Source organism: Klebsiella sp. JB_Kp004, from assembly GCF_040065795.1.
Lineage (GTDB): Bacteria > Pseudomonadota > Gammaproteobacteria > Enterobacterales > Enterobacteriaceae > Klebsiella > Klebsiella quasipneumoniae.
The window spans coordinates 204,755-215,682 of the sequence record NZ_JBEAKW010000003.1; the positions used below are offsets into that span (position 1 = coordinate 204,755).

General features: G+C 60.3%; 9 protein-coding genes. 8 read left to right on the forward strand and 1 reads right to left on the reverse strand.

Annotated elements, in window-relative coordinates; genetic code table 11:
• Positions 1 to 105 precede the first annotated feature (105 nt).
• The 6 genes from hydN (at position 106) to ABLX76_RS04180 (ending at position 7,944) form a co-directional block, all read left to right on the forward strand.
• On the forward strand, positions 106 to 633 hold the full coding sequence (gene hydN, locus ABLX76_RS04155) for an electron transport protein HydN (protein ID WP_004205658.1): 528 nt from the start codon (positions 106 to 108) through the stop codon (positions 631 to 633).
• An 8-nt stretch (positions 634 to 641) separates the two neighbouring features.
• The gene (gene hypF, locus ABLX76_RS04160; RefSeq protein ID WP_348874046.1) at positions 642 to 2,876 is read left to right on the forward strand and encodes a carbamoyltransferase HypF; all 2,235 of its coding nucleotides are present in this window, start codon (positions 642 to 644) and stop codon (positions 2,874 to 2,876) included.
• A complete protein-coding gene (locus tag ABLX76_RS04165; protein WP_048298103.1) occupies positions 2,873 to 3,886 on the forward strand; it encodes a HoxN/HupN/NixA family nickel/cobalt transporter in 1,014 nt (337 codons plus the stop codon). Before hypF ends, ABLX76_RS04165 begins: the two co-directional genes overlap by 4 nt.
• A gap of 351 nt (positions 3,887 to 4,237) precedes the next feature.
• Positions 4,238 to 5,293 (forward strand): amidohydrolase family protein, encoded by a 1,056-nt coding sequence (locus ABLX76_RS04170; RefSeq protein WP_065881936.1) that lies wholly within the window; start codon positions 4,238 to 4,240, stop codon positions 5,291 to 5,293.
• Positions 5,283 to 6,551, forward strand: coding sequence for an MFS transporter (locus ABLX76_RS04175; protein ID WP_032453870.1), 1,269 nt, complete (start codon positions 5,283 to 5,285; stop codon positions 6,549 to 6,551). Before ABLX76_RS04170 ends, ABLX76_RS04175 begins: the two co-directional genes overlap by 11 nt.
• A 58-nt stretch (positions 6,552 to 6,609) precedes the next feature.
• Positions 6,610 to 7,944, forward strand: coding sequence for an MFS transporter (locus ABLX76_RS04180; RefSeq protein WP_064155047.1), 1,335 nt, complete (start codon positions 6,610 to 6,612; stop codon positions 7,942 to 7,944).
• A gap of 39 nt (positions 7,945 to 7,983) precedes the next feature.
• Here the strand turns inward: ABLX76_RS04180 and ABLX76_RS04185 are convergent, their stop codons facing one another.
• Positions 7,984 to 8,700, reverse strand: a complete 717-nt coding sequence (locus ABLX76_RS04185) for an IclR family transcriptional regulator (protein ID WP_023290781.1) — start codon at positions 8,698 to 8,700, stop codon at positions 7,984 to 7,986.
• Between the two features lie 166 nt (positions 8,701 to 8,866).
• Between ABLX76_RS04185 and ABLX76_RS04190 the strand changes: the two genes are divergently transcribed.
• Both ABLX76_RS04190 and ABLX76_RS04195 read left to right on the forward strand, forming a co-directional pair.
• Positions 8,867 to 9,562 (forward strand): diguanylate cyclase, encoded by a 696-nt coding sequence (locus ABLX76_RS04190; protein WP_048298100.1) that lies wholly within the window; start codon positions 8,867 to 8,869, stop codon positions 9,560 to 9,562.
• Positions 9,559 to 10,506, forward strand: a complete 948-nt coding sequence (locus ABLX76_RS04195; RefSeq protein ID WP_348874048.1) for a hydroxyacid dehydrogenase — start codon at positions 9,559 to 9,561, stop codon at positions 10,504 to 10,506. The genes ABLX76_RS04190 and ABLX76_RS04195 overlap by 4 nt, the downstream gene beginning before the upstream one ends.
• Positions 10,507 to 10,928: the final 422 nt, after the last annotated feature.

Consider the following 10,928-nt stretch of genomic DNA (forward strand, 5'->3'; position numbering starts at 1 on the left):
ATGACAGCGCGCTAACCATTAAATTTTACTTATTATCAATAAGATAAAAACTGGAACGTATTATGCATACTCCGGCGCCTAACCCTCTTACTGCTGGAGAAATGGATGAACCGTTTCATTATTGCCGATGCGAGCAAATGCATCGGCTGTCGCACTTGCGAAGTAGCCTGCGTGGTCTCCCATCAGGAACATCAGGACTGCGCCTCCCTGACGCCGCACACCTTTCAGCCGCGTATTCACGTCATCAAAGGGGTCAATGTCTCCACGGCCACCGCCTGCCGTCAGTGTGAGGACGCCCCGTGCGCTAACGTCTGCCCGAACGGCGCCATCAGCCGCGATAAAGGCTTTGTTCATGTGATGCAGGAGCGCTGCATCGGCTGCAAAACCTGCGTCGTCGCCTGCCCGTACGGGGCGATGGAGGTAGTGGTGCGGCCGGTGATCCGCCATAGCGGCGCCGGACTGAACGTCGTGGCGGAAAAAGCCGAAGCCAACAAGTGCGATCTCTGCTTCCACCGCGACAGCGGCCCGGCCTGCATGGAGGTCTGCCCGACGCACGCCCTGGTCTGCGTAGACCGCAACAAGCTGGAGCAGATGAACCAGGAAAAACGTCGCCGCACGGCGCTGGCCTGGTAAGCTCAGGCATGAACGGGGTGCAAATCCGCATTCGCGGTAAAGTGCAGGGGGTGGGGTTCCGCCCCTTTGTCTGGCAGCTGGCTCAGGGGCAGGCGCGCTGCGGCGATGTCTGTAACGACGGCGACGGCGTGCTGGTGCGGTTGGCCGGGGACGATGATGGTTTTACTGCCGCCCTCGCTGCCCACTGCCCGCCGCTGGCGCGGATCGACAGCGTCGTCTGCGCCCCTTATCGCTGGGCGGCTCCGCCGCAGGATTTCACCATCCGCGAGAGCGGGGCGGGACGGATGCGCACCCAGATCGTGCCCGATGCCGCGACCTGCCCGGCGTGCCTCGCGGAGATGAATGATCCCCGGGCGCGCCGCTACCGCTACCCCTTTATCAACTGCACCCACTGCGGGCCGCGGTTAACCATTATTCGCGCGATGCCTTACGACCGGCCATTTACCGCGATGGCGCCGTTTCCGTTCTGTCCGCCCTGCGAGGCGGAATACCGCGATCCTGCCGATCGCCGGTTTCACGCCCAGCCGGTGGCCTGCCCCGACTGCGGGCCGCGACTGGAATGGCGGGCGCAAGGGGAAACGCTGGACGGCGAGGCGGCGCTGCAGTCGGCTATCGCCCGGCTGGCGGCGGGCGACATCGTGGCGATAAAAGGCGTCGGCGGCTTTCATCTGGCCTGCGACGCCGGCAACCCCGCTGCCGTTGCCACGCTGCGGGCGAGGAAACACCGTCCGGCGAAACCGCTGGCGGTGATGCTGCCCTCTGCGGCGGGGTTACCTGCCGACGCCGCGGCGCTGATGGGCTCCCCGGCGGCGCCCATCGTACTGATTAGCAAAGCGCAGGTCTCCGGCCTGTGCGACGAGATTGCGCCAGGGCTTGCGGAAGTTGGGGTGATGCTGCCGTCTAATCCGCTGCAGCATTTGCTTCTGCAGGCGCTGGCGCGCCCTATCGTGATGACCTCCGGCAACCTTAGCGGCCGCCCGCCGGCGTTAAGTAATACTCAGGCGCTCAACGACTTAGCCGACATCGCCGACGGCTTTTTGCTCCATAACCGCGACATCGTGCAGCGGATGGATGATTCGCTGGTGCGTTCGAGCGGAGAAATGCTGCGCCGCGCCCGGGGCTATGTCCCGGATGCGCTGTCGCTGCCGCCGGGTCTGGAGAAGGTTCCGCCGCTGCTGGCGCTGGGCGCGGACATGAAAAACACCTTCTGCCTGGCGCGCGGGGGCGAAGCGGTTCTCAGCCAGCACTTTGGCGATCTTGGCGAGGAGGGCGTCGAGCAGCAGTGGCGCAGCGCGCTACAGCTGATGCAGAACATCTACGCCTTTATGCCGCAGCGGGTGGTGGTTGACGCCCATCCCGGCTATCGCTCGACGCAGTGGGCGGCGACTCTGCCGCTGCCGATAGAGACAGTGCTGCATCACCATGCTCACGCCGCGGCGTGCCTGGCGGAGCACCGCTGGCCGCTCGACGGCGGAGACGTCATCGCCCTGATCCTCGACGGAATCGGCATGGGGGAGAACGGCGCGCTATGGGGCGGGGAGTGCCTGCGGGTTAACTATCGCCAGTGCGAACATCTCGGCGGGCTGCCGGCCGTCGCGCTGCCGGGCGGCGACCTGGCGGCGCGTCAGCCGTGGCGTAATCTGCTGGCTCAGTGCCTGGCCTTTATCCCTGACTGGCAGGATTACCCGCAGACCGGTACGCTGCGCCAGCGCAACTGGCCGCTGCTGGCGCAGGCCATCGATCGCGGCATTAACGCGCCGCGCGCCTCGTCCTGCGGACGGCTGTTTGATGCCGTCGCCTGCGCGCTGGACTGCGCCCCGGAGAGCCTGAGCTATGAGGGCGAGACGGCCTGTCGGCTGGAGGCGCTGGCCGCCAGCTGCTCCGGCGTCTGCCATCCGGTCACGCTGCCGTGGCGCGGCAATGCGCTGGACTTAGCCACCTTCTGGCGACAGTGGCTGCGCTGGCAGGCGACCCCGGCGCAAAAAGCCTGGGCATTCCATGACGCCCTGGCCAGCGGACTGGCGGCGATGGCCCGCGACTGCGCCACCGCCCGCAGCATCGACACGATGGTCTGCAGCGGTGGAGTGCTGCATAACCGCCTGCTGGCGGCGCGATTGACCTTTTATCTGGCGGATTTTACTCTGCTGTTTGCGCAGCAGTTGCCGGCCGGCGACGGCGCAATCGCCTATGGTCAGGCGGTGATCGCCGCCGCCCGCGGACAGGCTCAAGGAACACAACAATGATAATGACAGTTTTACGCCAGCAGCCGCGCGCTGCGGGACTGGTGCTGGGGTTGATCGCGGCGAACTTACTGGCCTGGTGCTGGGCGCTGCAGGCCTTTGGTGACAGCGGCGCGCTGATGGCCGCCAGCCTGCTGGCCTGGGGCTACGGCCTGCGCCACGCGGTGGATGCCGACCATATCGCGGCGATTGATAACGTCACCCGCAAGATGATGCAGCAGGGGCGGCGGCCTTTCGCCGTCGGGGCCTGGTTCTCGCTGGGCCACTCGTCGATTGTGGTGCTGGCCTCGGCGGCGATTGCCGCGACCGCCACGGCCTTCAGCGCGCAGATGAGCTGGCTGCACGACACCGGCAGCGTCATCGGCACCGCGGTGTCGGCGCTGTTTCTGCTGGCGATGGCCTTTATCAACCTGGTGATATTGCGCAGCGTCTGGCGCAGCTTTCGGGCGTGGAAGCGCGGTGAGCCGGTGAGCGACGAGATCGTCAGCGGCGGCGGGGTGATGAGCTGGCTGTTTGGCAAAACCTTTCGTCTGGTCAGCCGCAGCTGGCAGATGTACCTGGTCGGTTTCCTGTTCGGCCTCGGGTTTGATACCGCCACCGAAATCGGCGTGCTGGGCATCTCCGCCGCCGGCGCGTCGAGCGGGATTTCCGTCTGGTCGATTATGGTCTTCCCGGCGCTGTTCGCCAGCGGCATGGCGCTGGTGGACACCCTCGATAACGTGCTGATGGTCGGCGCCTACGGCTGGGCGTTCAGCAAGCCGCAGCGCAAGCTTTACTACAACATGACCATCACCGGCACTTCGGTGGTGGTGGCGCTGTTTATCGGCGGCCTGGAAGCGCTGGGTCTGCTGATGGATAAGTTTGCGCTCAGCGGCGGAATATGGCGCTGGGTCGGGGTGTTAAACGACAACCTCGGCGACGCCGGGTTTGTGGTGGTCGGGTTGTTTGTCGCCTGTTGGGCGCTGTCGGTGCTCAACTATCGCTGGCGCGGCTACGATAATCTGGCGCGTTAGGTTCAGCATTTTCCGGCTTGCGCTGCGCTAAGCCGGGCGACAACAACTGTCCGGCGGCGCTACGTGGGCCTGCGTCGCGTATGCTGCCCGCACTGTTTTACGCAGGAGCCTGCTGCTCGTGGTGAGGCATTGTATCGGTGTCGCTCAGGCTGATTTTTAACTTCTTGAAAACATATTAATTTCTGTTAGACCCTCCCTTCCCCCGCTTTTAACGACCTTATACATCTGTGATTCACCTCTTATTTACATCATTTAAACCAATCGTTAACTGGATAAAAACACGGCAGCCTCGTTATAGTAGTTTTGTAAAATAAAACACTGTTGTACATGGTAAAACAAAACGAGGTGTTCATGGAGATCGTTACCGCGCCGCACCTTGCGGTCAGAAACGAGTGGCTTGCGTTACATCGTGAAGCGCCATTACAACCCGAGCTGCCCATCATTGATGCGCATCATCATCTTTGGGATCGGCAAACCGGCCGCTATCTCACCCATGAGTTCAGCGACGATATCCAGACCTCAGGGCATCGCGTTGTCTCATCGGTCTATGTGCAATGCCGCTCTATGTTGCGTCGCGACGGGCCGGAGACGCTTAAACCGCTTGGTGAAATCGAGTTTGCCAGCGGTATCGCCGCGATGTTCGCCAGCGGACATTATGCAAACGCGCTCGGATGCGAAGCCATCATCGGCGGGCTCAGTTTACTGGCGGGGGACGCGATGCAGCCTGCCATTGAGCGCGCGATAGCGTTATCCGGCGGGCGGCTGCGTGGGATGCGCAATCCGTTGGCCTGGCATCCCGATCCGCGGGTAACCTCCAGCCCGGTTACGCCACCGGCAGGCCTGGCGCAGACCGCTCCGTTCCGCCGGGGCGCTGCCTGTCTCGCGAGGCATGCATTGTCGCTCGATGTATGGGTTTACCACACGCAGCTGGAGGAGATTGCCGATCTGGCGCGGGAAATACCAACGTTACAGATTGTGATCGATCACTGCGGCGGGCCGGTCGGCGTTGGACCCTGTTCAGAACGGGATCCGGACATGTTTCAGCAGTGGCGAAACGGTATGCGACGTCTGGCGGAACTGCCGAACGTATGCGTAAAAATTAGCGGCTTTGGGATGACGGTCAGGGGGTTTCACTTCGCAGCGGCAGAGACGCCGCCGGATTCGCAAATGCTGGCACAGGCATGGATGCCGTGGTTTGAGACCATCGTTTCTCTTTTCGGTGCCGAACGCTGCATGTTCGCCAGCAACTTTCCCGTCGATAAAGGCATGTTCAGCTACGGCGTTTTCTGGAACGCCTGCAAACGCCTGGCGCAACAGGCGTCCCCTGACGAACAGGCGCAGTTGTTCTGGCGTACCGCCGCAACCTGTTATCGGTTAACCTCTGTGGAGAATATCAATGACCAGTAAAAGCGAGCTAAATCAATTTACTGCGACTAAAGCGACGCCTGACGCATTGCCACAACGCGTCGCTGAGAGGCGGACGCTGGCGCTGGGCGGCCTTGGCTGGACATTTGAAAGCTACGACTCCTTTCTCCTTTCATTGCTGTTACCAGTGCTGGGCGTGGTGTTCGGTATTAATAAAGCCGAGCTTGGGCTGTTTATCAGCGTCACGGCCGGGGGGCAGATTATTGGCGGGATCCTGTTTGGTTTTATCGCCGACAAAATTGGGCGTGTGAAAACGGCGCTGATCTGTATCGCCATCTATTCACTCTTTTCCGGCCTGTTAGCCTTTACGCACGATCAACAACATTTCGCGCTTTTACGTTTTTGCGGCGCGCTGGGTATGGGCGGAATGTGGACCTCGGGCGCGGCGCTGATTGCTGAAACCTGGCGACCTGAACGGCGCGCGCGCGGCGGCGCGTTGATGCAAATGGGCTTACCTGTTGGCGCTATTCTGGCTATCAGCCTGACGGCAATCGTCAGCTCGGTCAACGGCGGCCTGGAGCAGGGTGCATGGCGCTATCTGTTTATGATCGGCGCGCTACCGGTATTCATTATGAGTGTGGTCGCCTGGTTCACACCGGAATCGCAGGTTTGGCTTGCTCGTCAACAGGCGAAGGCGACGAGTCGTCAACCTGCCGTCAAGCTGGGTAAACAGAATCTGCGAGGTCTGCTGTTGGCCTTTGTCTTTATCTTTTTTATTCAGTATCTGTTCTGGGGCGTATTTACCTGGACACCCACCTATCTGCGGGAAGTCAAACATCTGGATTTTTTGCACAGCCTGAAGTTTGTACTTGCGCTGCAGGCTGGGGCCATCGCGGGTTTTCTGGTGTTTTCGGTGCTGGCGGATAAGTGGGGACGCCGTCCGATGTTCCTGATTTATCTGTTAACCGGCGCCATTGCCGTCGCGCTGTACCTTGTGACCACGCAACCCTTCATTCTGATGGTGGCGATTTTCATGGCCGGTTTCGGGGTTAACGGTATTTTTGCGGGCTCGGGACCCTTCCTGGCGGAAATCATCGGGGACACCTCATCCCGGGGCTTCCTGATGGGGCTCGCCTATAACGGAGGCCGTCTGGGCGGATTTATTGCGCCGCTACTGATTGGCGCTGTCGCCAACGCTGGCGGTTTCACCGCGGGACTGGCGACGACCGTGGTTGCTTTCCTTGCGGCGATGCTGGTGGTGTGGCGAGCGCCGGAAACCAGAGGCATCAAGCTGAAGTAACTTATTTCTTCTCTACATCGTTTTCCTGATAAACATAATGAAACCCTGCGAGGAAACCATGACCGATCAATTACCGCACCGCGCGAGCGATAACGACGCGCTGGAAAAAGAAACCATGCGACGGGTTATCTGGCGCATCCTGCCTTTCCTGGTGGTGAGCTACCTGGTATCGATTATTGACCGCGGCAACATAGGCATGGCGGCGCTGCAGATGAATCAGGATTTGGGCCTGAGTAAGGCGGCTTTCGGCTTCGCCAGCAGCTTGTATTTTGTGGCCTACTTTATCTTTGAAGTACCCAGCAACCTGGCGATGCAGAAGGTGGGGGCACGATTGTGGATCCCGCGCATTATGATCAGCTGGGGAGTGGTATCGATGTGTATGGCGCTGGTGCAAAATTCCACCTCCCTTTACATCGTACGCTTTTTGCTGGGGGCTGCCGAAGCGGGCTTTTTCCCGGGCGTGGTGCTCTATCTGACCTGGTGGATCCCGTCGCGCTACCGGGCGCGGATCATCGCCTCGTTTATGGTGGCCATTCCGCTGGCTAACTTTATCGGCTCCCCGCTTTCCGGGTTGATACTGATGATGGATGGGTGGTTAGGCCTGCGCGGCTGGCATCTGTTATTCATTATTGAAGGGCTGCCGGCGGTCCTGCTGGGGATAGCCGCGTTTTTCATCTTGCGGGACCGTCCACACCAGGCTGGCTGGTTAAACGATCGTCAGAAAGCATGGCTGGAAAACACGCTTCAGGCGGAGCGCCAACAGCAGAAACAGATCGGCCACACCTCCACCTGGCAACTGTTGAAGCACCGTCAAATCTGGCTCATGGCGCTGATTTACGCCGGCGCCTCTTCTGCCGGCACGACCCTTAGCGTCTGGTCTCCCCAGCTGCTGAAGTCGTTCCATCTGGATAACCTGACCACCGGGCTGCTTAATGCCATCCCCTATGGTCTGGCCTCGGTGCTGATGATTGTCTGGGGGCGCAGTTCGGATCGAAGTAATGAACGCCGCTGGCACACGGCGCTCACCCTCTTTATGATCGCGGGCGGCGTGTTTGCGGCGTTTATCAATCTGTCGCTGCCGGCCACCATTGCGATCCTCAGCACCATTCTGATTGGCGCTTATGCGATGAAGGGGCCTTTCTGGGCGCTGGCGTCGGGCTGGATGAGCAGCACCTCAGCCGCCGCCGGGCTGGCGGCCATCGGGGCGATCGCCAACCTGATTGGCGGCGCGGTGATGGTGAATGCCTACGGCATGATTAGCGAACGGACAGGAAGCCATACGCTGGCGATGCTCCCGCTGGCAGGCTTGTGTCTGGCAGGCGGCATTGCGGTGCTGGCCATGGGGCGCCGTTACTCGCAGACGGCCAGGCAGGAAAAACAGATGACCCATTAATAAGCAAAGGCGGGATTTTTCCCGCCTTCTCAGCAAAGCTTACTCTTTCACACCGTAAAACGTTTCGCAGAATGTCTTGCTGGCGCCTAGCTTGAGCGACAGGCGGTTGGCTGTCTCCTGCATGAGCTGGCTGATGCCGCTCGCTTTACGATCTTCCGTCAGACGCGATGCCGGCCCGGTCAGGGCCAGCGCCGCGATCAGTTTATCGTGGACGCCAAACACTGGCATGGCGAAGGCCGCGGTGTGCGGGTCGCGCGCGCCGGAGGTATAGAACGGCAGCGTCGGTTCGTCTTCCGGCAACGATTCACCCAATCCCCAGCGGCGTAAAACCTTACTGATAGCGGAACCATCCAGCGGGAACTGGCTGCCAGGCAGGTTGCTGTGGCGCAATCCCTGGGAGGCTTCGGCGCGGAACAGACACAGGCGTTGCCCCCCCTCAATCACATACCAGCTTGCGCTTTCGCTGGAGGCCTGTGACAGCGCCTGCAATTCCGGCTGTACCACTCTGGCAAGTTCAAATGATTGCTCATAGAGCTTGCCAAGATAGAGCAGACGGTGGCCGAGCGTATAGGTGCCATCGTCGTGCCGGATGATGTAGTTCATTCGCTCAAGCGAATTCATCAGGCGATAAACGGTTGTTTTGTGATATCCCGAAAGCTGGGCCAGCTCCGTTAACGTCAGACTGTCATTACCGGGACGGAAGCAATCAAGTAAAGCCAGCGCCTTTTCAACGGCAATTACGCCTTCATTCCCCATCATGTTCTCCTTTTTGCCGAACAAAATTGTACCTGAATTTTGTGAGTAACTTCGTGTTTACATCACAAACAACTTCGCAACACTGGCGAAAAGCGAAGCAATGCACGTATAGTTGTTTTATATAGTACACACGAGTTGTATCTAGTAAAACAAATGGAGAGTCACCATGCCTGCTTCGCAACAGAAACTCATCAATTTTGCTATTGCGCGTGTTACCGCGGAAGAAGTCCGTCAGGCCGCCGAATTTCAGGCCGCCATACTGGCTGACGTGGCCGGACGCCGTGGCACATTACATGGCCGCATCAAGCCGCTGGCGCCGCATATGGCGGTTGCCGGGCCGGCGATTACCGTCGAGGTCCGCCCGGGGGATAACCTGGCTATTCACGCCGCCATGGCCGTCGCTAAACCTGGCGATGTATTAGTGATCGACGGGAAAGGCGATCTCTCCTGCGCGCTGCTGGGGGAGATCATGGCCACGCAGGCGCAGGCCAGCGGTATCGCCGGGATCGTTATCGATGGCGCCGTTCGCGATGCGGAGACCTTAAGCAAACAACGCTTCCCGGTGTTTGCTGCCGGCCTGAACCCGTGCGGCCCGACCAAGTTCATTCCTGGTCGGGTCAATCATGCCATTTCGGTCGGCGGCGCCGCGGTGCAGGCGGGGGACTTAGTGGTCGGAGATATTGATGGCGTGGTCGTTATCCCACGCGAGGAAGTCCGCACCATCATCGAACTGGCGAAAGGCAAACTGGAGATGGAAGCAAAACGTCTGGTTGCTATCCGCGATGGCGATCTACGTCCGCACTGGCTGGAGAGCGCCCTGCGTCAGGCGGGGATGCTGAGCGAAGGGGAGACGCTGCCATGAGTGCTAAAAACGTGGTACTGATTACCGGCAGCGATTTGGCTGACGCGGCGCTGGGGATGCTGGAAGATTACGAACTTGTCTTTGCCGGCCGCCAGCCTACAGAGGCCCAGCTGATCGCTCTGTGCCAGCAGCACAATCCCGTCGCGATCCTGGTGCGCTATGGCCACATTACTGCCGCCGTCATGGATGCCGCTCCGGCATTGAAGGTGATTGCCAAACATGGCAGCGGCATTGATGTTATTGACGTCGAGGCGGCTACCGCGCGCGGCATTCTGGTTCGCGCAGCGATCGGGGCGAATGCTGCCGCGGTGTCCGAACATACCTGGGCGTTAATTTTGGCCTGTGCTAAGTCGGTCATTCCGCTCGACCGCCGCCTGCGTGAAGGGCACTGGGATAAATCCACGCATAAATCGCTTGAGCTTGAGGGCAGAACGCTGGGACTCATCGGCCTGGGCGCCATTGGCAGCCGGGTGGCGAAGATTGCCTGTGCCTTTGGTATGAAGGTTCTGGCTTACGATCCCTATGCGAAAGCGGTCCCGCCGGGATGTGAACGTGTTGCTGAACTTAACGATCTGCTCAGGCAGGCCGATGTGCTGTCCCTTCATTGCCCCTTGACGCAACAAAACAGGGGAATGATCAATGCCGCCACGCTGGCGCAGTGTAAGCCGGGCGCCATCCTGGTCAATACCGCGCGCGGCGGGTTGATTGACGATGCGGCGCTGGCCGCGGCATTAAAAGCGGGGACCTTGCGCTGGGCGGCGCTCGACAGCTTTAACAGTGAACCATTAACCACGCCCCACATCTGGCAGGCGATCGATAATGTGATTCTGTCTCCGCATGTGGGCGGCGTAAGCGATGCCTCTTACGTGAAAATGGGGACCGCTGCCGCGGCCAATATTCTGCAGGCGCTGCAGGAGTCGGCTCAGACAGAAACAACGTATTAAGTGTTAATCGAACCTACGCTTCAGGTTAATTATTTAGCCATTATGAGCTTACGGGCGGCATCCGCAGGCCGGGTAAGGCGCAGCCGCCACCCGGCAAAATGGCGGTGCAACAGGGTTGCCTGGGAGGTAATGAACGCGTGCCCGGCGGCGCTGCGCTTGCGCGGGCCTACCGTATCTGGGCTTACGGGCTACATCCGTAGGCCGGGTAAGGTGCAGCCGCCACCCGGCAAAATGGCGGCGTAACAGGGATGCGTGTATTGCAGATACGGTTATTGGATTGCCATTTTCTCACTCCGGCAAAAAGCGTCTGTCGCGTGTGATTTCAGCGTACATTGCGCTCCCGGTTAATCGTCTGCGTTATGCCTGCCATGGCGCAGGGAGCGCACAGGGGGCGGCCAGTCGCCGCCGCCCCCTGTACCCCC

Bases quoted from the DNA above. Each gene is read 5' to 3' on its own strand.
- hydN (WP_004205658.1), top strand. From the start codon at position 106: ATGAACCGTTTCATTATTGCCGATGCGAGCAAATGCATCGGCTGTCGC.
- hypF (WP_348874046.1), top strand. From the start codon at position 642: ATGAACGGGGTGCAAATCCGCATTCGCGGTAAAGTGCAGGGGGTGGGG.
- ABLX76_RS04165 (WP_048298103.1), top strand. From the start codon at position 2,873: ATGATAATGACAGTTTTACGCCAGCAGCCGCGCGCTGCGGGACTGGTG.
- ABLX76_RS04170 (WP_065881936.1), top strand. From the start codon at position 4,238: ATGGAGATCGTTACCGCGCCGCACCTTGCGGTCAGAAACGAGTGGCTT.
- ABLX76_RS04175 (WP_032453870.1), top strand. From the start codon at position 5,283: ATGACCAGTAAAAGCGAGCTAAATCAATTTACTGCGACTAAAGCGACG.
- ABLX76_RS04180 (WP_064155047.1), top strand. From the start codon at position 6,610: ATGACCGATCAATTACCGCACCGCGCGAGCGATAACGACGCGCTGGAA.
- ABLX76_RS04185 (WP_023290781.1), bottom strand. From the start codon at position 8,700: ATGGGGAATGAAGGCGTAATTGCCGTTGAAAAGGCGCTGGCTTTACTT.
- ABLX76_RS04190 (WP_048298100.1), top strand. From the start codon at position 8,867: ATGCCTGCTTCGCAACAGAAACTCATCAATTTTGCTATTGCGCGTGTT.
- ABLX76_RS04195 (WP_348874048.1), top strand. From the start codon at position 9,559: ATGAGTGCTAAAAACGTGGTACTGATTACCGGCAGCGATTTGGCTGAC.